The following is a 23,897-nucleotide window of genomic DNA, read 5'->3' on the forward strand; positions in this document are numbered from 1 at the left end:
ATCGGCTGATCGGTCCACTATGGAAAGGCCCTTCGAGCGATTCGGTGACGGTCGTCGCGTCGTACGGTCGGGAATGCGATTCGCTGACGTGGTGGTGCCCGCGCAATGGGCGTCGGAGACGCTGCTGTCCGCCGAGTTCTCCGGCGACGGGGCCGGGTCGGCGCCGTTGACGTGGGCCCAGCAGGTGATGTGGCGGTCCCTCGCCCGGTACGGCTCCCACCACGTCTTCCTCAACCTGCGCCGTACCGTGCCGGTGTCCGCGCGGGCCGGGGCGGACCCCGCCGCCGTGGTCCGGGCGGTCGGCGCGCTGGTCGGCCGGCACGGTGCCCTGCGCACCCGGGTACGGGTCGTCGACGACGTGCCCCGCCAGGAGACGGCGGCGGCCGGGGTGCTGCCGCTGCTGGTCAGCCCCGGGGTCGACGACGGTGCGCGGGCCGCCCGGGAGGTGGCCGCCCGGTTCGGTGACGTCGCGTTCGACCACGCCGCCGAGTGGCCGCTGCGGGTCGCGCTGGTGACCGTCGACGACCGGGTACGGCAGATCGTGGTGGTGTTCAGCCACTCCACCGTGGACGCGCACGCCGCCGAGGTGGTGCTGCGGGACCTGCGGCTGCTCGTGCTGCGCGGCGACCTGCCCACCCCGGCCGGCCCGCAGTCGGTGGACGTGGCCCGCTGGCAGCACGGGATCGACCAGGGCCGTTCGGCGCGGGCGGTCGGGCACTGGCTGCGGGAGTTCGACATGCTGCCGCCGTCGCCGCTGCCCGCGCCGGGTCCGGGCCTCACCCCGCCGTGGCGACGGGGCGTGCTGGTCTCCACGGCGGTCGACACGGCCATCCGGCTGATCGCCGCCCGGCACCGGGTCAGCGGTTCCGCGGTGCTGCTGGCCGGGGTGACGGCGATGGCCGTCGGCCACGGTGACCGGGAGCGCACCGGCATTTTCCCGATGGCCCACAATCGGTTTCGGGCCGGGTACGCGAATGCCGTCGCCAATCTCGGCCAGATCGGTTTCGGCGTGCTGGATCTGTCCGGTCGCCCCCATTTCGGGGAGCTGTTGTCCCGGGTGTGGCGGGTGTCCCTGGACGCGTTGCGGCACGCGTATTACGACCCGGTCGCGCTGCGGCTCGGATTCGAGCAACGGGGGGTCGACCCGGCGTCGGCGTTCCAGCCGTACCACTACTTCAACGACGTCCGGTTGCCGGTCGGCGGCGTCGACCGGCTGCCGGCGGTGACCCCGGAGGCGTTGCGGGCGGCCACGGCCGGCAGCACGTTCGGCTGGACGGCGGGGCTCGACCGGGCGGCCTGGCACCTGCTGACCCACGTGGTGGACGAGCCGGCCGGGGTGGGCGTCACGCTCACCGTCGACACCCGGCAGCTTCCGCTGGAGACCGTCGAGCCGTTCCTGCGCGGCCTGGAGGAACTGCTGGTGCGGGCCGCCTTCGACGACGTCCCCTGGCCCTGGTCACCCGCCACCTCGACGCCCGCCATTGGGACAGCCGCCGCCGCGCCGGTCGGGCGGACGACCGCCGCCGACGGGTCGACGTACGCCGAGTTCGCCGGGGGACGGGTCGCGACCGCGCCGCTGACCTGGGGGCAGCGGGCGATGTGGCGGACGGTGGCGGAGTTTCAGGCCCCCGCCGCGTACCGGGTGCTCACCCTGCCCCGCACCCTGGCGGTCTCGGCGCGGGCCGGGGTGGACGTGCCCCGGGCGGTACGGGCGGTGGGTGCGCTGCTCGCCCGGCACGAGTCGCTGCGTACCCGGGTCCGCCCCTACGACGGGCAGTTGTGCCAGGAGGCGTCGGCGGCGGGACGGCTGCCGGTGGGCGTGCACGCCGTACCCCGGCCGGCCGACGACCCGGACGGCGCGCGGGTCGCGGCGGAGCTGGCCTCGCGACTGGCCGGGTCGCCGTTCGACCACGCCGTCGAGTATCCGCTGCGGGTCGCGCTGGTCACCGTGGCCGACACGGTACGGCAGGTCGTGCTGGTGTTCAGCCACTGCGCCGTCGACTTCCACGCGGCGGCCACCGTGCTGCGGGACCTGCGTCTGCTGCTGCTGCGCGGGACGGTCGACGACCCACCCGGTCTCCAGTCGCTGGACGTCGCCGGGCAGGAGCGCACGGTGCAGCAGCGGCGGTCGCAGCGGGCGGTGGCGTACTGGCTGCGGCAGTTTCCCGGCCTGCCGATGACCCTGGCCGACCCGGTCGGGGCCGGTCCGGGGCCCCGCTACCGGCAGGGCTCGCTGGTCTCCCCGGCGGTGCTGCACGCGACCCGGCTGGTCGCCGCCCGGTACGGCGTCAGCACCTCCACCGCCCTGCTCGCCGCGACCGCCGCCGTGCTCTGCGGCGACACCGGGCAGGACGCCTGCGGCATCGTGGTGATGGCCAACAACCGGTTCCCACCCGGGTACGACCGGGCGGTCGCCACCCTCAACCAGATCGGGCTGTGCCGGCTCGACCTGACCGGGCGGCCCGACTTCGGCACCCTGCTGGCCCGGGCCGGGCGGGCGGGCCTGGACGCCTACCGGCACGCCTGCTACGACCCGGTGGAGTTCGAGCGGGCGTTCACCGGGCGGGGCGACGACCACCGCAGCGTGCTGGCCCCGCTGTGCTACCTCAACGACACCCGGCTCGCCCCCGAGGTGCACCCGGGGGTGGCCGGCCCGGACGAGGCGGCCCTGCGGGCGATGGTGGCACCGGACGGGGTGCGCTGGGTGGGGGAGCTGGACCGGTTCGCGTGGCGCTGCCGGGTGCAGGTGCGCGACGCCCCCGGCGCGGTGGAGCTGGCCGTCACCGCCGACACCCGCTACCTGCCGGTGGAGCGGGCCGCGCGGCTGCTGACCGGCGTGGAGGCGCTGCTGGTCGAGGCCGCCTTCCACGACGTGCGCTGGCCGTGGTCCCCGGCGGGGTGAGGGTGGCCCTGAGGCCCGGCGGGACACCCTCACCCCTACGGCCGGGGCGTCGCGGTCCACCGTCCGCGACGCCCCGGCCGGCTCAGGCCGGGCTGCCGGTGACCGTGCTCCCGGACTTCGTGATCCGGTACGTCTTCTGCGTGCCGCTCCAGAAGTGGAAGGTCAGCGTGACCGGGCCGTCGTTGACCTCGGCGAAGAACTCCGGCTTCAGCAGGATGGTGTTGGCGGTGTAGTCGGGCTGGAAGTGCGTCCAGAACTCCTTGTAGGAGGTCCAGTTGGCCGGCCCGGCGCCGCTGCCGTCGGCGTACTTCGCCTCCATGGTGGCGAGCTGGTCACCCCGGAACTGGGTGGGGACGGCGAACGAGGCGGTCGTCCCGCTGGCCGCCGACTGGGTCGGCGGGTCGTAGGAGATGATGCTGATCTGCCACGGCACGCCCTGGGAGAAGCGGGCTTCGATGGTGGCGTTGACCCCGGCGGCGCGGTTGCCGGCGAGCCGGGTCAGCGCCGACGCGGTCAGGGTCAGCGTGCTGCCCGAGACGGTGTAGTCGGTGCCGGCGACCAGGTTGGTGCCGCCCTGCCGCAGGCCCTGCAACGACGCGCCGTTGAGGTTGAGGGTGAGCGATCTGCCGGTGATGGTGCCGCTGCGCGGCAGGTAGACCTGGTCGGTGGAGGCGGTGGCCGAGCGGGTGGTCAGGTTCGCCTTCATCAGGTCGTAGATGCCCTGGTCGCGCCATTGCAGGGTGGTGCGGTTGAGGAACGAGCCGGCGTCCCAGAGCATCGTGGTGAGGTTGCGGGTGCGGGCGTGGTAGCCCACGGCCTCGAAGAACTTCAGCAGTTCACCGCGTTCGATGATGCCGGGCCGGGTGTAGTCGTAGCTGAGCAGCGCCCACTCCCCGATGATCACCGGGATGCCCCGGGCGACGAACGACGCGCGGGCCCGCTCGAAGGTGCCGACCAGGTCCTGTTCGACGTTGCTGTCGTAGCGGGTGCCCCCGGCGATGTTCACGCTGAACGGCCAGTACCCGTAGAAGTGGATGGTCGCGGCGATGTTGGGGTCGCGCAGCTGGCTGATCGTGGTGTTCAGCGCGTCCATCCGGGCCTGCTCGCCGCTGGTGTGCAGGGTGGGTAGCACCAGCAGCCGGGTGGCGTTGCCGCCGCCGGACTGGCGGATCAGGCGGACGAACGCCAGGTGCAGCTCCCGCAGCACCTCGTCGCCCTGGGCGTCGTCGGCGGTGCCGGTGAACTGCGGCTCGTTGATGTTCTCGAACACCAGCTTGGCCGGGTGGTCGCGGAACGTGGTGGCGATCTGGGTCCACAGAGCGGTGTAGCGGTTCATGACGGTGGTGCGGTCGCCCGGGTAGCCGTTGAGCCACTGCCACGAGTCGTGGTGCAGGTTGATCATCACGTAGAAGCCCTCGGCGAGCGACCAGTCGACCACCTGGCGGACCCGGGCCAACCAGACCGGGTCGATGGTGTACGTCGGGGCCGGCCCGGTGTGGTCGGTCCAGGTCACCGGGAGGCGGATGCTGCGGTAGCCCTGCGAACGCACCTGCCGCAGCAGGGCCTGGGTGGTCAGCGGGTTGCCCCACGCGGTCTCGTCGGGGATCGCGTCGAGGGTGTTGCCCAGGTTCCAGCCGGGCTGCATCGCGGCCACCGCCGCCATCGGGTCGCCACCGGGTGACGGCGACGGCGAGATCGTGGGGGAGGGGGAGACCGTCGGGGACGGCGGCGCGGTGGTGCCGGTGGGCGTCGGCGTGCCCACACCCCCGGTGCAGGCGACCCCGTTGAGGGTGAACGAGGTCGGCACCGGGTTGCTGCCGGTCCACGACCCGTTGAAGCCGAAGGAGACGGTGCCGTTGGTGGCGATCGCCGCGTTGTAGCTGAGGTTCTTCGCGGTGACCTGGTCGCCTGCGGCGGTGGTCGTCGCGTTCCACGCCTGGGTGACGCGCTGGCCGGCCGGGAAGGTCCAGGCCAGGCTCCAGCCGTTGACCGGGTCGCCGAGGTTGGTGACCTGGACGTCGGCGTTGAAACCGCCCTGCCACTGGGCCGGCACGGTGTACGCCACCCGGCAGCCGGCGGCGGCCTGGGCGTTGCCGGCGACCATCAGGCCCGCCAGGAGCAGCGCGGCGAGGGTGCCGGCGAGCAGGCCGGCCCGCTGTCGCATTCGTCGGAGGTGCTGGGTACTCATCAGGGGAACTCCTCGCCGGGATGACACCGGTGGGTGGGGGTTGGTGGGACGTCGCCCCGGCCGGGTGGCCCCGGCCGGCCCGACGTCGACCGGGTCGGGGGTGGGCCACGGCGTCGTGCCGACGTGACCGGGGGTCGGATGGCCGTCCGGCGGCCCGGCCGCAACGGGGCGGGTGTGGACGCTGCCCGGGGCGTCCACGGTGAGTGGCGAGGCTCCCGCCTGGAAACGATCGGACAACTTTCCTGGAAAGTTTCCGTCGCAGACCTTACAAGTATCGGTCGACGTGCGTCAATGACCGGGTGGGTCCCCGCCCTGGGGCCCATCCGATGGCGATGACCTGCCGCTCGACCCGGCGTGCTCACGGAGCACTTTCACTGGGCGAGGGAAAGTTTCCGTCCCGGCGGTACCCGCACCCGGAGAGCGGACATCGATGGTCGGGTTATCCTGGGTCCCCCTGAACGATGCCGGCGCTCCCCGCGGCGGTGCCGGCGGCCCGGTCGCGTGCGGAGCCGCCGGCGTGACCGGCAGCCACCGCCGGGGAGGAGGCCGGGTTGAGCCACGTCGAGTCGGGCGGGCCGGGCGGCGACCTGGCGTCGCTCGCCGATCCCGGCAGACCCGTGACGATCGCGGCGATCGCCGCGTCGGCCGGTGTGTCGGTGCCGACCGTGTCGAAAGTGATCAACGGCCGGTCCGGCGTCGCGGCGGACACCCGGGCCCGGGTCGAGGCGGCGATCAGCCGGCACGGCTACCGCAGGGCCGCCCCCGTCACCCGCAGCAACATGATGGAACTGGTCTTCGACGAGATCGAGGACATGTGGGGCCTGGAGATCATCCGGGGGGTCGAGCGGGTGGCCCGGCAGCACCGCGTCGGCGTCGTCCTCACCGAGTTCGGGCCGCAGCGCAACGCGATCCGGTACTGGATCGACGACACCCTCGCCCGACGGCCGGACTGCCTGGTCATGGTGGCCCAGCTGGACGCGGAACAGCACCGGCTGCTGCGTGCCCGGGGCATTCCGTTCGTGGTCTTCGACCCCACCACCGAGCTGCCCGAGGACGTCCCGTTCGTCGGCGCGACGAACTGGGCCGGCGGCCGGTCGGCCACCCGCCACCTGATCGGGCTCGGCCACCGGCGGATCGCGATGGTCGCCGGCCCGGAACACGTCCTGTGCTGCCGGGCCCGGCTCGACGGCTACCGCTCCGCCCTGGAGGCCGCCGGGTTGCCGGTGGCGTCCGACCTGGTCCGGCATGCCGGCCTGACCGACGCCGACGGCCGGACCGCCGCCCTCGACCTGCTGCGTCGCCCCGACCGGCCGACGGCGGTGTGCACCGGCAACGACCTGCAGGCCGTCGGGGTCTACCAGGCCGCCCGCGCGCTCGGGCTACGGATTCCCGCCGACCTCAGCGTGGTCGGCTTCGACGACCTGCCGGTGGCCACCCTGGTCGACCCGGCACTGACCACCGTGCACCAACCGCTGCGCGAGATGGCGGTCACCGCCACCGAACTGGCCCTCGCCCTCGGACGGGGGGAGCCGACCGGCCAGGTCCGCCTGGAGCTGGCGACCACCCTGACCGTACGCCACAGCACCGCGCCACCGCCCGCCTGACCGGCGACGTCGGGTCGCCGCCGCCCGGGTCCACGACGGACCCCGGCCGGCGCGGGGCGTCGCTCACAGCCCGGCGCAGGGGCGCTCGTCGAGCGTGCAGCCCTGTGGCGCCTTGGTGACCGGGTCGGCGGTGCGGACGTCGAAGCGGATGGCCTGCGTCCCGCCCGCCGCGACGGCCGGGCCGGTGAAGGTGACCGACTGCCCGTCCTGTCGCCAGTCGGCGCCGGTCACCTCCGCCGCCGAACTGCCCCGGGGCAGCGTGACGACGACCGTCCAGCCGATGGCCGGCGTCGCGCCCGGGTTGGCGACCACCACCTCCCCGGTGTACCCGAAGACCCGGGTCGACACCGTCGCGTACCGGGCGTCCAGCGGCCCCGCGACCGCCGGGGTCGGGGTGGGGGTCCGCGACGGGGTAGCCGACGGCGACCGGCTCGGCGGGGCGCTGCGCGACGGCGGGGCCGACGTCGGGCGTGCCGACACGACGGACCGCGACGGGCTCGGCGTGGCGGTCGGGCGCACCGACGGCGCCACCGGAGCCGCCCCGGTCGGTTCCTCCCGCTCCGGCGGCAGCAGGGCCCAGCCGGCCAGTCCGAGCGCCAGCGCCGCCGTGCCCGACCCGACCACCACCCAACCGGTACGGCCCCGGGTCGACGGCCGGGCCACGTCCGCCATCAGCGCCACCGGCAGCACGGCGGTCGGCGCGGCGCTGTCCCGCCGCAGGTCGACCTCGCGGAACGCCAACCAGTCGAGCAGCGCGGGCAGGCGTCCGGCCAGCGACTGCCGGTAACACTCCTCGCGCCGCGCGCCCTGCCCGGCGGCCCAGTCGCCCTGCTGCACGGTCTCCCGTACGGTCACCCGGCAGCCCTCGGCGGTGGTGGTGAGGACGCAGGTCAGCTCGGTGTGCCGCGCCCCCTCGACACACCGCACCACGAGCAGCTCCGGCGCCCGCTGGCGCACGGCCGCGATCTCGACGTCGCCGTCGAAGCCGGGCAGCCCCGCGGTGCCCACCCGCCACCGGCCCGGCCGGTCGGGCACCGCCTCGGCCCCGGCGAACCAGCGGGCCAGCAGCGCCGGATCGGTCACCGCGCGCCAGACCCGGTCGGCGGGGTGCGGCAGGTCGACCTGCGTGCCGATCTCGATCACGGCGAGAGACTCTACGGCCCGCACGCCCCCTGGGTGAATCTGGTCGCCACGATCGACACGGCTCACTGCGGTACGACTTGACGAAACACATGTTATCGCTCACAGTCGATGTCGAGGACCACCGCACCTGATGGCTCACCGGGCGAGCCGTGCTGGTCGAGCCTCGGATCGCGACGTCCCCCCAGGGCATGTGGGACGTCGGGTCAGGATTTCCCATCAGTAGCTGCCGGCGACGGCGCGACCGGCCCCGAGCAGGGGCGGGACGACTCCGTCGACGGCCGGCCCGGTCTCCTCGAAGGAGGATCATGGCGCCCTTTTCGGGAGGCGCTGCGCCGTTGCCCACAGCGGGTGATCCTCTCGCCGATCCGGGCTGCGGCCCCGGCGTCGAGGTCACCGGGGTCGACGGCCGGCACGGACCGCGACCGGGACATCGCCGACTGTCCCTCGTCCGGGCCGGGTACGGCGGCCACGATGGTCCGTCCTGGCCGACTGGACGGCGGACCCCGCCGGCCGGCACGACCCACCGCACCGGGAACCGGGCACCTCAGCACCACCACCGCTGCACCCACCTCGAGAAGGATGCGACATGAGACCCAAGAGAGCCCTACTGGCCACGGCGACCCTCGCCGTGGCCGGCGCACTCACCGTCGGGATGACGTTGGCGATGGCCCCCGCAGCCAGCGCCGGGACGACCCTGCGGGCGGCGGCGGCCGAGAAGGGCCGCTACTTCGGCGCGGCGGTCGCGACGGGCAAGCTGTCCACCAGCACCTACACCACCATTCTCAACCGCGAGTTCAACTCGATCGTGGCCGAGAACGAGATGAAGTGGGACGCCACCGAGCCGCAGCAGGGCCGGTTCAACTACACCGGCGGCGACCGGATCGTCAGCCACGCCCAGGCCAACGGGATGAGCGTGCGTGGCCACGCGCTGCTCTGGCACCAGCAGGAGCCGGGCTGGGCGCAGGGCATGTCGGGCAGCGCGCTGCGCAGCGCGATGATCAACCACGTCACCCAGGTCGCCACCCACTTCCGCGGCAAGATCTACGCGTGGGACGTGGTGAACGAGGCGTTCGCCGACGGCGGTAGCGGTGGGCGTCGTGACTCGAACCTGCAGCGCACCGGTAACGACTGGATCGAGGCGGCGTTCCGGGCCGCCCGGGCCGCCGACCCGGGCGCGAAGCTCTGCTACAACGACTACAACACCGACGGGGTCAACGCGAAGTCGACGGGCGTCTACAACATGGTGCGGGACTTCAAGTCCCGGGGCGTGCCGATCGACTGCGTCGGCTTCCAGTCCCACCTGGGCACCACGATCCCGGGTGACTACCAGGCCAACCTCCAGCGCTTCGCCGACCTCGGCGTGGAGGTGCAGATCACCGAGCTGGACGTGATGACCGGCGGCAACCAGGCCAACATCTTCGGCACGGTCACCCGGTCCTGCATGGCCATCTCCCGGTGTGCCGGCATCACCGTGTGGGGGGTGCGCGACTGCGACTCGTGGCGCGGCTCTGACAACGCCCTGCTGTTCGACTGCAACGGCAACAAGAAGCCGGCGTACGACTCGGTGCTGAACGCGCTCAACGCGGGTCCGGGCATCCCGAACCCGACGACCACGCCGCCGAACCCGACCACCACCCCGCCGAACCCGACGACCACCCCGCCGAACCCGACGACGCCCCCTCCGGGTGGGTCGGGGTGTTCGGCGTCGGTGTCGTTGAATTCGTGGACCGGTGGTTTCGTGGCCACGGTGAAGGTGACCGCGGGTTCGTCGGGTACGCGTGGGTGGACGGTGAGCATGACGTTGCCTGGTGGTTCGAGTGTGACCGGTACGTGGTCGGCGACGGCCAGTGGTAGTTCCGGGACGGTGCGGTTCACGAATGTGGACTACAACGGTGCGCTCGGTGCGGGTCAGTCGACCGAGTTCGGGTTCCAGGGCAACGGCAGCGGGGCGGGGATGACCCCCACCTGCACCGCCAGCTGAGTACCGCCTCACTCCAGTACCACAGTCAGTTGAGTACCACCGTGAGTTGACTACCACCGCCGCCGGCCCGACCCGGGTGCACCGGGTCGGGCCGGCGGTGCATCTCCCACCCGCCGGCCGGTGCGACGCGCCCGGCCGGACCATCGTCGGCCAGCCCCGGACCGGGCCAGTCCGGACCGTCGCCCCGTACGCCGGGACGGCCCGTCGTCCGTTGCTGACCACCGACTCCGACAGAGGAACCGTCGATGAAACCCCGACTCGCACTGCTGGCCGCCGCGCTGGCGACCGCCCTGGCGACCGTCACCGCCGTGGTCGCGGCCCCCAACCCGGCCTCGGCCGCGACGCTGACCCAGGTGACCAACTTCGGCACCAACCCGACCAACCTGCAGATGCACCTGTACGTGCCCGACCGGGTGGCCGCCCGGCCGGCGCTGCTGCTGGCGCTGCACTACTGCACCGGCAGCGGCCCGGCGCTGCACACCGGCTACGGGCTCAGCTCGCTGGCCGACCGCTACGGCTACATCGTGATCTACCCGTCGGTGACCCGCAGCAGCAAGTGCTGGGACGTCTCCTCCCCGCAGGCGCTGCGGCGCAACGGCGGCAGCGACCCCGTGGGCCTCATGTCGATGATCGACTACGTGCGTAACCGCTACCCGGTCGACGCGAACCGGATCGGCGTCGCCGGGTTCTCCTCCGGCGCGATGATGACCAACGTGATGGCGGGGGTCTACCCGGACGTGTTCAACGCCGGCGTCAGCTCGTCCGGCGTGCCGTTCGGCTGCTTCGCCACCACCAACGGCTCGGAGTGGAACAGCGAGTGCTCCGGCGGGCGGATCGTGAAGACCCCGCAGCAGTGGGGTGACCTGGTCCGTAACGCCTACCCCGGCTACACCGGCAAGCGGCCCCGGATGCAGATCTGGCACGGCACCACCGACACCACGCTGAGCTACGTCAACTTCGGCGAGCAGGTCAAGCAGTGGACCAACGTGCTCGGTGTCTCGCAGACCCCCAGCTCCACCGACTACCCGCAGACCAGCGCCACCCGTACCCGCTACGGCGGCACCGGTGGCACGCCGCCGGTGGAGGCGATCAGCTTCCAGGGCTACGGGCACTCCATCCCGTTCGACGCCGCCCAGGCCGTCCGTTTCCTCGGCTTCGACAGCGCCAGCCCCACCACCCCGCCGCCGAACCCGACGACCACCCCGCCGAACCCCACCACCCCACCGCCGAACCCGACCACCCCGCCGCCGACGACCCCGCCGGCCACGGGTGGCTGTTCGGCGTCGGTGTCGTTGAATTCGTGGACCGGTGGTTTCGTGGCCACGGTGAAGGTGACCGCGGGTTCGTCGGGTACGCGTGGGTGGACGGTGAGCCTGACGTTGCCTGGTGGTTCGAGTGTGACCGGTACGTGGTCGGCGACGGCCAGTGGTAGTTCCGGGACGGTGCGGTTCACGAATGTGGACTACAACGGTGCGCTCGGTGCGGGTCAGTCGACCGAGTTCGGGTTCCAGGGCAACGGCAGCGGGGCGGGGATGACCCCCACCTGCACCGCCAGCTGACCGACGCGGCCGACGGCTCCGGGCGGCGCACCCCCCGCAGAGGTGCTCCGCCCGGAGCCCCGTCGCGCCCGGAACACTCCGGGCGACCAGTGGCAGGGCGCAGGGCCGGGGAGCGAACCCGACCCTGCGCCCGGCCTCACCGACGCAGACCTCTGCGCGGTGTCACACAGGCGTACGCCGCCACTGCTGGTTGGCGCCGGTGCCGCAGGTCCACTGCACGACCTGCACCCCGTCGGTCAGCCCGGCGTTGAGCACGTCGAGACACTTGTTGCTGTGCCGGGCCACCAGCTGCACCCAGCCGTCACCGACGTCCTGGAGCCGCCACTGCTGGTTGGTGCCCCCGTTGCAGGTCCACTGCACCACCCGGGCGCCGTCGGCGGTCGTGCCGGCGCCGCCGTAGACGTCGAGGCACTTTCCGCTGCTGACGCTCACCACCGTGGACCAGCCGCCGCCGACGTCGGAGAACCGCCACCGCTGGTTGGCCTGACCGTTCGCGGCCCACTGCACGACGTTCGCGCCGTCGGTCGTGGCGGCGTTGCTGACGTCCAGCAGCTTCGCGCTGTGCCGGGCGGTCAGCGTCGCGGTCGTCGGGGTCGGGGTGGTGGTCTGCGGCGTCAGCCGGTAGAGCCCGGCGCCGTGGGCGGGCAGCGAGCGGCTGAACGTCCCGGTCGAGGTGCCCAGGGCCGCACCGGACCACAGGTCGGTCGCGGTGGCCGAGCCGATGCCCAGCTCGGCGAGGTTCAGCGACACGGTGGCCGCCGTACCCTCCCGGTTGAACAGCGCGACGTACCGGTCCGTGCTGTCCGGCACGTCGGCGACCCACACCTGCCGGGTGCCGCCGGTGAGCTGCCGGTTGTTGGCGCTGCGCTGGTCGACCGCCAGCACCGCGCTGTTGGTCATCAACGCCAGCTCCGCCGGCCGGTTCTCCACCAGGTTGCCACCCCACATCAGCGGGGCCCGGTTGATCACCCAGAGCGACATGAGGGTGCGTTGCTCGTCCGCGCTGAGGTTCGAGTAGCGCGGCGAGCCGACCGGACCGTACTTCGACAGCCGGCCGATCGGGATCATGTCGGGATCGGGCCAGGCCCCCGTCCTGCGGTACGGCGTCCAGTTGCGTAACTGGTCGAACAGGGCGTCCACCGACGACCAGTTGTCCCACAGGTCGTTGACGATCCGCCACATGTGCGCGTTGCTCTGCACGTGCGGGCCGGCGGACAGCGGCGTCGCCCCCGGCGACAGGCTCAGCACCATCGGCCGGCCGCTGCGCCCGATCGCCGTCCGGTAGCCCTCGACCTCCGCCTGCCGGTACGTCGGCGCGGCGATGTCGTCGACCTTGACGAAGTCGACGCCCCACCCGGCCAGCAACTGGAACACCGAGTCGAGGTACGCCTGCGCGCAGGGGTTGGACATGTCCAGCCCCCACATCAGGTTGAGCCAGGCCGCGCTGTTGCCGGCGTCGATCTGGTTGGCCCGGCACGAGGTGCCGAGGATCGGCACGTTGTCCGCGACCGCCTGCCGTGGGATGCCCCGCATCAGGTGTACGCCGAACTTCAGCCCCTGGGCGTGCACGTGGTCGGCCAGCGGCTTGAACCCGTTGTCGCCGGCCGCCGACGGGAACCGGGTGGTGTCGGGCAGCAGCCGCCCGTTGGCGTCCATCCGGAGCCGGGGTTGCAGGTTGGCGTCCTGATTGGGGCTGCCGTTGTGCTGCCCGGGGAAGTACCAGCCCCAGTCGACGACGATGTACTGCCAGCCGTACTGGCGCAGGTTCGTGCCCATGTAGTCGGCGTTGGCCCGGACGTCGGCCTCGGTGACGCTCCAGTTGAACGAGTCGTAGCTGTTCCACCCCATCGGCGGGGTGTCGGCGACGCCGTTGTCCCACGCCTGCGCCGGTTGGGGCCCGGCCGCGCCGACCAGGCCCGTCACGAGCAGGAGGGCGGTGGCGAGCAGGACGGCCACCCGTCGGGTCGCCGGATCAACGACACGGTGCTGCATCGGACCTCCTCGACCATCGGGTCAGCGGTAGCCGGCGGCGGTGATGTTGGCCTGCACCGCGTTCTCGGTGGCGTCCGACGGGTAGCCGGCGACCATCGCCCCCTCGTAGAACGTGCCGACGCTCTGGTTGGTGTTGTCGATGCAGCAGTCCCCGCCGCTGCCCAGGATGATCGCGCCCTGCTTGCGCATCGGGCTGTACCCGCGCGGCAGCGACCCGTCGTAGAGGGTGTAGAGGCCGCCGGACTGGGCGTTGCTGCCCTTGATGGCGAACCGGGAGGTGCCGTTGTTCTTCAGGGTGGCGGTGACGAACTTGCTGGTGAACGCCCGCTGGTTGGAGTTCCACGAGCTGCTGCCGCCGGGGTAGAGGCCGTACTCCAGGTCGGCCTGCACCCACGGGCCGGAGCCGGAGCAGCCACCGAACCAGCAACTGGTGCCGAAGTAGATCGCGTCCATCGCGCCCGCGCCGTCGGCCCGCCTGGTGGTCTCGCTGTTGCCGTAGTCGAAGCAGCAGCCGCTGTTGACGTGGGTGCCGCTGGTGACCATGTACATGCCCTCGGGCGCGGACCCGGTCGGCACCCCGGTCAGGTGCCCGTCACGCCAGTAGCTGCTCTTGCCGGGGATGTAGAGCGAGTAGACCTTGTCCCCGCCGACCGTCACCGACTCCTTGTTCGCGACCGCCGGCTGGACGGCGCCACCGACACCGCCGGCACCCTGGTAGCCGAGGTTGTTGCCGCGTCCGGACTGGTCGAAGATGATCGTGATGACGCAGGTGGTGTTCGCGCAGAAGCTGTCCTGGCTGGCGGCGTTGGCCCGCCCGCCCGGCGACAGCACCCCGATGTTGCGGGTGGTGTTGTCCGAGGACCGGCGCACCTGGTAGAGCGAGCCGTTGTAGGCGGCGTAGAGCGCCCGGGTGGTGCTGTGCGCCGCGATGCAGGCGGTGCCGCCGGCGGCGTAGATGTCACACGGCTGGCTGGTGCCGGGCGGCGGCGTGGTCGGTGGCGGGGTGGTGGGCGGCGGCGTGGTCGGCGGTGGGGTGGTCGGCGGTGGCCCGCTGGTGGGGTTCACCCCGCCGGTGCAGGTGGTGCCGTTGAGACTGAACGCGGTGGGGGCGGGGTTGCTGCCGGTCCAGGAGCCGTTGAAGCCGAAGCTGGCGGTGCCGTTGGTGGGGATCGCGCCGTTGTAGCTGGCGTTGGTGACGGTGACCTGGGCGCCGGCCTGGGTGAAACTGCCGTTCCAGAGCTGGGTGATGGTCTGCCCGGCGGCGTAACTCCAGGTCAGACGCCACCCGTCCACCGGGTCGCCGAGGTTGGTGATGGTCACGTTCGCGCCGAAACCACCCTGCCAGGACGAGCTGACGGTGTAGTTCACCTGGCAGCCGGCGGCGGCGGCCGAGGCCGAGGTCTGGGTGGCGGCGGCGGTGACGAGCAGGAGGGCGGTGGCGGTGGCGGCGACCAGCGCCGGCCGTCGGCGGAGGAATCGGTTTTCTCGCACGGGATCTCCTGGTGGTGGACGGATGGTGCGGTCGGCGGCCGGGTCACCCTCCGCCGCCGTGCGGGGACGACGACGGGGTGACCCGGCCGTGGCGGGTCAGGCGGTCACGCAGGTCGCACCGTTGAGGGTGAACGTCGCGGGGGCGGCGGCGTTGCCGGTGTGGGTGGCCTGGAAGCCGATCGTCGTCGACGTCCCAGGGGCCAGCGTGCCGTTGTAGCTGACGTTGGTGGCGGTGACCTGGCCGCTGCTCGGTGCGTAGCTGGCGTTCCAGCCGCCGGTGATCACCTGCCCGGTGGGCAGGGTGAACCCCAGGGACCAACCGTCGAGCGTCGTGCTCCCGGTGTTGACGATGGTGATGCTCGCGGTGAGCCCGTTGTTCCACGCGCTGATCGTGTCGGTGACCCGGCAGGCCCCCGACTGCGGCGACGACGTCGGCGTGGGCGTCGGGGTGGAGGTCGGGGTGACCGTCGGCGTCGGGGTCGGCGTGACCGTCGGCGTGGGGGTGGGGGTGGCCGTCGGGGTGGGGGTCGGCGTCGGGGCGCTGCCGTCCAGGCCGAGGAAGGTGATGGCGTACGCGAGTTGTCCGGCCATCGGCAGCTGGTGACCCACCCCGGCGATGCTGATCCCCTCGACGGGGGCCTGTGACCCCGTCCCGCCGTAGCGGGTGCGGGTCCAGGACGACTGGGGACGGTCGGTGACGGTGGGCGTGGTGCTCAACCCGTGCAGGTTGGTCCACTGCTTGATCTCTTCACCGAAGTTGGGGTACGCCAGGGTGGTGTCCGTCGCGCCGTGCCACAGTTGCATCCGGGGATAGCGGCCCGTGTACCCGGGGTACATGGCGCGGGCCTGGTCGCCCCACTGCTGCGCCGTCTTGATCACGTTGCCGCCCGAGCACCTGCTGTTCCACAGGGAGCCGTCGGTGGTGGCGAAGCAGCCGGCCGGCACGCCGGAGAACGCCGACGCGGCGGAGAACACGTCGGGGTACTGCGCCGCGAGCACGTTGGTCATCATCGCGCCGGAGGAGAAGCCGGAGACCACGATCCGGGCCGGGTCGACCGGGTAGCGCTGCCGGGCGTACGCGACCATGGACATGATCCCGGTCGAGTCACCGCCGCCGTTGCGGGTGAGCGCGGCGGGGGTGGAGACGTCGAAGCAGTTCCCGCTGCGGGTGGCCTCGGGCACCACGATGAGGTAGCCGTAGCGGTCGGCGGCGGTCACGTAGTCGTGCCCGTTGCCGTTGAAGATGCCGCTGGCCGAGCCGCCGCAGTAGTGCACCAGGAGCAGCAGCGCCGGGCGGGGCGCCAGGGTGCTCGGGGCGTACAGGTACATGTTGAGGTTGGTGGGATTGTTGCCGAATCCCGTCACTCTGGTCAGGGTCGCCGCGGTCGCTGGCTGTGCCGTCACCAGGACGGTGGCTGCCGCGACACCGAGGACGACGGCTGCCAGCGCGGCGCGCAGACTGCCCTTCATCGGTGGCCTTTCTTCCAGGGTGGGAGCGCCGCGCCGGGGGCGGTACGGGCCGTCACGCCGGCGTCGGCCGGGCCCGGGATCGACAGGAGGTCACCGGGCGGTCCGAGGGTCGTTCCCGAGAATTGACGAACGTCGTTACGTTAACGTTAACAGTGACCGCTGTCCATAGCTGGCGGTCGCGGCACGGAGCCGGCGCGGCCGGGGTCTGGGGTGGCGGTGGGTCCTGCGACGGTGGCGGCGGCGACGCGGCCGGCCGGTCACCGGGGTGGGGCGACGCTGTCCCGGGTGATCAGGGTGGGGGAGACGGTCCGCCGCAGGGTGTGGTCGACGCCCGCGTCGATCTGCGCGAGCAGCAGGTCGAGGCTGGCCTCCGCCACGGTGTCGAAGTCCGGCCGGACGGTGGTCAACGGCGGGATGAAGTACGCGGCGTCCGGCACGTCGTCGAAGCCGACCACGCTGACCTCCTCCGGCACCCGCCGACCGTGCTCGTGCAGCGCGTGCAGCACGCCCAGCGCGAGGTCGTCGTTGGCCGTGAAGATCGCGGTCACCTCCGGGGTCCGGGCCAGCATCTGCCCGCAGCGGTATCCCGAGGCGGCGGACCAGTCGGCCTGGAGCACCGGCGGGATCTCCGCGCCCGCCGCCTGCAACGTCTCCCGCCACCCCGCGATCCGCCCGGCGCTGTCGAACCAGTCCGCCGGGCCCGACACGTGCCAGACCGTGCGGTGGCCGGCGTCCAGCAGGTGCCGGGTAGCCAACCGGCCACCCTCCACCTGGTCGATGGTGACCAGCGGCACCGGTCGACGGGGGTCACCGTCCACGGTGACCAGCGGAATGTCGGTGGGCAGGCACTCCAGCGCCTCGCCGGCCGACTCCACCGGCGCGATCACCACGATCCCGGCGACCCGGTGGGCGAGGTGCCGTTCGACGACGGCGGTGATGGAGGTCCGGTCCAGGTTGCGCACGCTGCCCACGCTGACCGCGAAGCCGGCCTCGGCCGCGGCGAGTTCGAACGCGGACAGCAGGGAGGCCGGGCCGTAGAGGGTGGTGTTGAGCGCCACCACACCGAGCACCTGGGACCGTCCGGTGACCAGGGTGCGGGCCGCCCGGTTCGGCCGGTAGCCGAGTTCGGTGATCGCGGCCTGGACCCGCAGGCGGGTCTGCTCCCGCACGTGCGGATGCCCGTTGAGGACCCGCGACACGGTCTGGTGGGACACTCCGGCGAGGCGGGCCACGTCTCTCATCGCTGGAGCGCGCACAGTCATCCCACACCTCTCGGTCCGCCCCGCAGCCCGTTGCCGGCGCAGCGGCCCGGCTCGGCGTCCGGGCAGGGACGACGGACACGAGGCATGGGCGCACACGCCGTGGACAACGCTGGATCAGCGAGAGTCTACGCGGCGTGTCGCCCCGGATGGGTCGGTGACGCGGCCGAGTGTCGTCCGCGTGCCGTGATATTCGTCATCACGGAGCGCGGGCGGTGGGCGAACTGGCGGTTACGGGTGGCCTGGTCCCTCCCTGGATCCTCGCGGGGCCCGGCCCGCGTCGCGCCGGGCCGGCCGACCTGTGGTGCAGCATGTCCTCGACCGGTGCGTCGGAGGCGTGTCGACGGTGCGCCACCGGTGGGCAAGCCACGCCACGACGAGCTGCCGTATCGATCGAATCGGATGCTACTCGAAACCGTTCGGTAACGACAAGGACAGGTTTCTGCGATCCGCCGACACCGCCCGGTTCAGTGGTCGTACGCGACGGCGGTGCTGTCCCGCACCACAAGCGTGGTCGCCAGCTCCACCCGGGTCTGGGCGAGGCTCTCGTTGGCGGCCAGGGTCAGCACCATCCGGGCCGCCACGGCGCCCATCTCGGTCAACGGCTGCCGCACCGAGGTCATCGGCGGCCCGCAGAACATGGTGTACGGGATGTCGTCGAAGCCCACCACGCTGAGGTCCCGGGGGATCCGCCGCCCGGCCAGCCGGGCCGCCTCGTAGACCCCGAGCGCCTGCAGGTCGTTGCCGCACACGATCGCGGTCGGCGCCGGGTCCTGCCGGAGCAGTTCCTGGCCGTGGTTGAGGCCGTCCTCGAAGGAGAACCAGTAGCCGTGGCGCAGCCAGCGCGCGGGTAGTCCGACCCCGGCCGCCTCCAGGGCCGCCCGCGCGCCGTCCAGCCGGGCCTTGGCGCAGAGCCGTTCGGTCGGTCCGGAGATCACCCCGATCCGGCGGTGGCCGAGGTCGAGCAGGTGCCGGGCGGCCTCGAAGCCGCCGCTCCAGTTGGTCGAGGTCACCGACGGGACGGCGTGCAGCGGCGGCTCGCCGGTGGGGTCGAGGACCACCAGCGGGATCGCGCTCGCCGCCAGCAGGGCGTGCTGTTCGGAGGTGAAGCCGAGGTGGACCGCGATCACCCCGGTCGGGCGGCGGGCCAGCAGGTCGCGGGCCCAGAACCGGCCCTCCGAGACCTGCCGGCGGGCGTCGGTGAAACCGACGGCGAACCGGTGCGCCCCGGCGACCTGCTGCACCCCCTGCATGATGGTCACCGCCAGGTTGCTCTGCATGCCGTAGAAGACCACCTCGATGCTGGCGTGCGGGGTGCCCAGTTCCGGCCGGCGGTAGCCGTGCTCGCGCAGCAGCGCCTCCACCCGGGCGCGGGTCTCTGCGGCGACCCCCGAGCGGCCGTTGAGGACCTTCGACACGGTGGGCGCCGACACGTCCGCCAGTTGGGCGATGGTGGTCAGCGTGGGTTCGCCCCGCCGGCGGCTGCTCCGCTGCGGCCCCGCCGCCCGCCCGGTCGGCGTGCCGGTGGCCGTGGTGGGGACGGGTACGGGCGCGTCGCGGGTGGGGTCGACGGGGGCGGGCCGGGCGTCGTCGGCCGGGGTGCGCGGTGCCGGCGTGCGCGCGTGCTGCCGTCGTACGGTGTCGAGCAGCCGGCTGCGGACGGATTCGGCGTGCCGCGCGGCGGCCGGCCCGGCGGGTACGGTCTCGGTGAGGTAGCGCCGCCGCCCGGACGCCGGGTCGATGCCGGCGTACACCCGCACCCGCAGGGAGCCGCTGGGCAGCTCCTCGATCTCACCACGGGCCCGTCGACCAGGCCTGGAGCCAACTGACATGGAGCTATCGTATTCGATGTCAGGTGCTCCGGTAGCTCCATGATGGCTCCATGATCTGCTGCTCCCGCGTCCGCCGGCCCGGGTGGCCGCCGCCCGCCGGTGCGCTCCGTCCGTCCCGCCGCCGACCCTGCCGGCGGGGCGGGGCGGTGGGGCGACCCGCAGTTGATCGATGTATGGAAGCAGTTGAATACCCCGAAACGCTTCCGTAACATGGGGGACCATTGTTAGCGCTCACACCGGGTGGTCGAGCGGACGGATTCCCGCGTCCCGCACCGGCCCCGGCCGGGGCGGCGCCACTGATTGGAGACCTCGTGAAGCGATTCGTGCGAGCCCGGAGCTGGGGGCGGGCGGCAGCGGCCGGCCTGCTCCTGGCGGGCGTCCTGGTGGGCGTACGCGCCCCGATGGCGCAGGCGTTGGACAACGGTGTGGCGCGGACGCCGCCGATGGGGTGGAACAGCTGGAACACGTTCGGTTGCAACATCAGTGAGGCGTTGATCCGGCAGATGACCGACGCGATGGTCAGCTCCGGCATGAAAGACGCCGGCTACCAGTACGTCGTGGTCGACGACTGCTGGATGAACCCCAACCGCGACTCCGCCGGCAACCTCCAGGGCGACCCCACCCGCTTCCCCTCCGGCATGAAAGCCCTCGGCGACTACATCCACGCCCGCGGCCTCAAGTTCGGCATCTACCAGGCCCCCCTGGACAAAACCTGCGCCCAGTACTTCAACTCCTACCCCGGCGCCACCGGCAGCCAGGGACGCGAAGCACAAGACGCCCGCCAGTTCGCCAACTGGGGCGTCGACTACCTCAAATACGACTGGTGCTCACCCACCGGCACCATCGACGACCAAGTCCGCGCCTTCGCCAAGATGCGCGACGGCCTCGCCGCCGCCGGCCGCCCCATCGTCCTGAGCATCAACAGCAACAGCATCCACTCCAAAACCGGACCCCAACGCGACTGGGGCGACGTATCCAACATGTGGCGCACCACCGAAGACATCACCAACACCTGGAACAGCGGCCAAACCAACGGCTACCCCATGGGCATCCAAAACATCATCGACGTCACCGTCCCCCTCGCCGCCCGCGCCAAACCCGGCGCCTTCAACGACATGGACATGATGGAAGTCGGCCGCGGCGGCATGACCGACACCGAAATGCGCTCCCACTTCGCCCTCTGGGCCATCCTCGCCTCACCCCTCATCGCCGGCAACGACCTCCGCAACATGAACACCGCCACCCAAACCATCCTGAAAAACGCCAACCTCATCGGCATCAGCCAAGACCCCCTCGCCCTCCAAGCCACCCAAATCTCCTTCGACGGCACCCGCCGAGTACTCGCCAAACGACTCGCCAACGGCGACATCGCCGTCGCCCTGTTCAACCAAGGCAGCTCCACCACCACAATCACCACCACCACCGCCGCCATCGGCAAGTCCGGATCGTCCTTCACCCTGGTCGACGCCTGGACCAACGCCAGCACCACCAGCACCGGCACCATCTCGGCCAGCGTGCCGTCGCACGGCACGGTGGTCTACCGGGTCAGCGGCGGTGGGACCGCCCCGCCGACGACGCCGCCGCCGTCCACGGCGAACGCGCTGTCCAGCGTCTCCTCGGGGCGCTGCCTGGACGTGCCGCAGAGCAACACCGCCAACGGCACCCAGCCGGTGATCTGGGACTGCAACGGGGCGGCCAACCAGCGCTGGACGGCCAACGGCCAGACCCTCCAGGCCCTCGGTAAGTGCCTGGACGCGCCGCTCAACGCCACCGCCGGTGCCAAGGCCCAGATCTGGGACTGCAACGGCGGCACCAACCAGCAGTGGACGTTCAACTCCAACGGCACGATCAGCAACGTGCAGTCCGGCCTGTGCCTCGACGTGAACAACAACGGCACGGCCAACGGCACCACCGTGCTCCTGTGGACCTGCACCGGAGCGTCCAACCAGCGGTGGAACCGGATCTGACCGCGACGTCGTCGGCCACCCGGCACCCCGGGTGGCCGACGACCGGTGGTTGCCGGACCCGGACGGTGTGGTGCGGGCACCGTCCGGGCCCGGTCGTCCGACGCCCCCGTCGACGTGGCGGTGGGCGTCGTCCCGCCCGGACGGACGACCGGCCGGTGGTCGGAAACTCCTCAGCCGGTCGCGGTGGCGGCGGGCGTGCCGACCGGGGTCAGCCCGGTGGAGGCCCGGTAGCGGACCGGGATCGGGTCGGTCAGCGCGCCGACGAACTCCCCGTCGACGTGGTCGAGGAACCCGATCAGGGACCAGTCGCCGGTGGGGCCGGCGACCAGCCGGGGCGCGTACAGGTGCGGGTGCGGGAACGGGCGGGCCGTGGCGATGTCCCACGGGCCGCGTACGTCGTGCCCCTCGACCGCCCAGATCCGGTGGCCGTCGCGGCGGGTGCCGGCGGCGTCGGTGGAGAACAGCAGCAGCGGTTGCCCGTCCACGACGGCGACCTGCGGCACCTCCAGGTGCCCGAACCCGGCGGGCACCGACAGCGGCGGCTGCACGGTCCAGTGCAGCAGGTCCGGTGAGGTGGCGTGCCCGACGACGCCCCGGGCCTCGGTCGGCCCGGTGTTCACCCGGGCGGTGACGAGCATGTGCCATCCGTCGCCGTCCGGGTCGGGGAACACCCACGGGTCACGCCAGGCCTGCTCGTACCAGAGGTTCCGGTCGAGCAGCTCGTACCAGGTGGGGTCGGCCTCCACCAGCGGTCCGGTGCCGTGCCGGTGCCAGGTGGTCAGGTCGTCGGAGACGGCCAGGCCGATCCGCTGCACCAGCCCGTCCTCGGCCCGGCCGACCCCGGTGTAGAACAGGTACCACCGCCCGTCCGGGCCGCGCACCGTGCACCCCGTCCAGGTCGCGAGGTCGTCCCAGCTCGGCGCGTCGGCCGGCACGATCGCGTCGGCGACGAGCTGCCAGGTGCGCAGGTCCGTGGAGACGGCGTGGCCGATCGTGGCGCGGCGGTGCCGGCGGTGCGGGTCGTGCAGGGCGCGGGAGGCGCGCAGGAAGAACGCGTGCCACCGGTCGGTGTCGTCCCGGGCGTACCAGCTGTCCCACACCCAGTGGTCGGGTAGACGTAGCATGCCGGGGAAGCTAGCACTAAATCGTTTTAGCGGCCAGGTCGGCACTCCTGCGACGACCGGTGTGGGCGCGGTTCGGCGGGCGGTGGGGAGGGTTAGGCCGGGGCGGCCAGGGAGCGGCGGCGGCGCAGCGGCATGGGTACGAGCGACGGCGCGGCCCCACCCCCGTCGAGCAGGATCTCGACCGCCCGCCGACCCATCTGCTCGTGCGGCAGCGCGGTGGTGGACAGGCCGGGACGCAGCCAGGCGGCGATCGGGTCGTCGTCGAACGAGACCACCGAGATGTCGTCCGGGACGGTCAGCCCCGCCTCGGCGAGCGCCTGGTAGGCGCCGAAGGCCAACCGGTCGTTCATGCAGATGATCGCGGTGGGTCGGGTCGGTCGGCCCAGCAGCGTCCGCATCGCGGCGTAGCCGTGTTCGGGCAGCCACTCGGCGCAGAAGCACTCGGTCAGCAGGTCGACCCCGGCGTCGTCCAGCGCCCGCTGGACGCCGCGCAGCCGGGCCCGCGCGGCGAGCGAGACCTCGGCGTCGTCCTCCTTGAGCCGGTTGCGGCCGATCAGCGCGATCCGGTCCCGGTGGCCGTGGTCGAGCAGGGCGGTGGTGACCGTACGGCCGGCCCGCTCGTCGTCGGGGAGCACGCAGGGCAGCTCGTCGGGGCTGGTGGCGTTGAGCAGCACCACCGGTCCGCCGAGGATGGCCGGGGGTACGGTCAGCCGGCGGGTGGCCATCGCGGCGTAGATCACGCCGTCGACCTGCCGGTCGAGCATCGCCTCGATGGCGTACTGCTCGAAGGTGGCATCGCCCTGCGTCTCGGTGATGAGCAGCACGTGGTCCCGCTCCCGGGCGGCGTCGAGCGCGCCCCGGATGAGGCCGCCGGCGAACCGGGTGGTGGCGACGATGTCGGAGACGAACGCGATGGTGGCGGTCTTGCGGGTACGCAGGCTGCGGGCCGCCAGGTTGGGCCGGTAGCCGAGTTCCTCGGCGGCGGCGAAGACGCGCTGGTGCGCCTCGGCCGACAGCCGGGTGCCCTCCCTGCCGTTGAGGACCATCGACGCGGCGGTCTTGGACAGCCCGGCCCGCCGCGCGACGTCGGCCAGGGTTGCTCTGTTGCGGCCCATCAGTCCTCCGAATCGCCGGCGGCGTCGCGGCCGCGCTCCCGCCCATCATGATGCGTGGTCCGGCCCGGCCCGGTGCCGGCGGTCACCCCGGGTGTGTGTCGGTCACCACCCGCGACGGCCGGTGGAGCGGGTGGCCGAGCGTGAACCGGATGTTTCCGGACCGTTGCCTTTTGGTCCTTGACAGCTCAGGTCGCCGCGCGCATGCTCTGCTAAATCAGTTTAGCGGCTACTTTTGACAGGTCGGGCGGCACCCTCGGTGACCCTCGGCAT

General features: G+C 72.4%; 14 protein-coding genes. 5 read left to right on the plus strand and 9 right to left on the minus strand.

The window, feature by feature from the left end; translation table 11 throughout:
* The first annotated feature begins 73 nt into the window (after window positions 1-73).
* Window positions 74-2,902: a condensation domain-containing protein gene (locus ACN265_RS11220; RefSeq protein ID WP_421407254.1), complete on the plus strand. Its 2,829-nt coding sequence runs from the start codon at window positions 74-76 to the stop codon at window positions 2,900-2,902.
* Between the two features lie 82 nt (window positions 2,903-2,984).
* Here ACN265_RS11220 and ACN265_RS11225 read toward each other — a convergent pair whose 3' ends face one another.
* Window positions 2,985-5,090, minus strand: coding sequence for a cellulase family glycosylhydrolase (locus ACN265_RS11225; protein ID WP_421407255.1), 2,106 nt, complete (start codon window positions 5,088-5,090; stop codon window positions 2,985-2,987).
* A gap of 551 nt (window positions 5,091-5,641) precedes the next feature.
* Here ACN265_RS11225 and ACN265_RS11230 point away from each other — a divergent pair.
* On the plus strand, window positions 5,642-6,694 hold the full coding sequence (locus ACN265_RS11230; RefSeq protein ID WP_421407258.1) for a LacI family DNA-binding transcriptional regulator: 1,053 nt from the start codon (window positions 5,642-5,644) through the stop codon (window positions 6,692-6,694).
* 63 nt (window positions 6,695-6,757) lie between these two features.
* On the opposite strand, the gene ACN265_RS11235 is transcribed toward ACN265_RS11230, so the two are convergent.
* Window positions 6,758-7,837 carry an SRPBCC family protein gene (locus ACN265_RS11235; protein ID WP_421407260.1) on the minus strand — a complete coding sequence of 360 codons (1,080 nt, stop codon included), beginning with the start codon at window positions 7,835-7,837 and terminating at the stop codon, window positions 6,758-6,760.
* Between the two features lie 586 nt (window positions 7,838-8,423).
* Between ACN265_RS11235 and ACN265_RS11240 the strand changes: the two genes are divergently transcribed.
* Window positions 8,424-9,818, plus strand: a complete 1,395-nt coding sequence (locus ACN265_RS11240) for an endo-1,4-beta-xylanase (RefSeq protein ID WP_204923146.1) — start codon at window positions 8,424-8,426, stop codon at window positions 9,816-9,818.
* A 245-nt stretch (window positions 9,819-10,063) separates the two neighbouring features.
* Complete coding sequence (locus ACN265_RS11245) at window positions 10,064-11,377, plus strand: PHB depolymerase family esterase (protein WP_421407261.1); 1,314 nt, start codon at window positions 10,064-10,066, stop codon at window positions 11,375-11,377.
* 162 nt (window positions 11,378-11,539) lie between these two features.
* Here ACN265_RS11245 and ACN265_RS11250 read toward each other — a convergent pair whose 3' ends face one another.
* The 5 genes from ACN265_RS11250 to ACN265_RS11270 form a co-directional block, all read right to left on the minus strand.
* On the minus strand, window positions 11,540-13,369 hold the full coding sequence (locus ACN265_RS11250) for an alpha-galactosidase (RefSeq protein ID WP_421407263.1): 1,830 nt from the start codon (window positions 13,367-13,369) through the stop codon (window positions 11,540-11,542).
* Window positions 13,370-13,390: 21 nt separating this feature from the next.
* Window positions 13,391-14,860 (minus strand): arabinofuranosidase catalytic domain-containing protein, encoded by a 1,470-nt coding sequence (locus tag ACN265_RS11255; protein WP_421407265.1) that lies wholly within the window; start codon window positions 14,858-14,860, stop codon window positions 13,391-13,393.
* 96 nt (window positions 14,861-14,956) lie between these two features.
* Entirely contained in the window at window positions 14,957-16,330 is a 1,374-nt protein-coding gene (locus ACN265_RS11260) for a PHB depolymerase family esterase (RefSeq protein ID WP_421407268.1), read from the minus strand.
* A gap of 257 nt (window positions 16,331-16,587) precedes the next feature.
* Entirely contained in the window at window positions 16,588-17,571 is a 984-nt protein-coding gene (locus ACN265_RS11265; protein WP_204923141.1) for a LacI family DNA-binding transcriptional regulator, read from the minus strand.
* Between the two features lie 485 nt (window positions 17,572-18,056).
* The gene (locus ACN265_RS11270) at window positions 18,057-19,421 is read right to left on the minus strand and encodes a LacI family DNA-binding transcriptional regulator (RefSeq protein WP_421407270.1); all 1,365 of its coding nucleotides are present in this window, start codon (window positions 19,419-19,421) and stop codon (window positions 18,057-18,059) included.
* Window positions 19,422-19,822: 401 nt separating this feature from the next.
* Between ACN265_RS11270 and ACN265_RS11275 the strand changes: the two genes are divergently transcribed.
* Window positions 19,823-21,388: a glycoside hydrolase family 27 protein gene (locus ACN265_RS11275; protein WP_421411451.1), complete on the plus strand. Its 1,566-nt coding sequence runs from the start codon at window positions 19,823-19,825 to the stop codon at window positions 21,386-21,388.
* 170 nt (window positions 21,389-21,558) lie between these two features.
* Here the strand turns inward: ACN265_RS11275 and ACN265_RS11280 are convergent, their stop codons facing one another.
* The gene (locus ACN265_RS11280; RefSeq protein ID WP_421407272.1) at window positions 21,559-22,512 is read right to left on the minus strand and encodes a family 43 glycosylhydrolase; all 954 of its coding nucleotides are present in this window, start codon (window positions 22,510-22,512) and stop codon (window positions 21,559-21,561) included.
* 92 nt (window positions 22,513-22,604) lie between these two features.
* On the minus strand, window positions 22,605-23,627 hold the full coding sequence (locus ACN265_RS11285) for a LacI family DNA-binding transcriptional regulator (RefSeq protein ID WP_420119720.1): 1,023 nt from the start codon (window positions 23,625-23,627) through the stop codon (window positions 22,605-22,607).
* Window positions 23,628-23,897 lie beyond the last annotated feature (270 nt).

It is taken from the genome of Micromonospora sp. WMMD730 (assembly GCF_049178955.1).
Taxonomy (GTDB): domain Bacteria; phylum Actinomycetota; class Actinomycetes; order Mycobacteriales; family Micromonosporaceae; genus Micromonospora; species Micromonospora wenchangensis.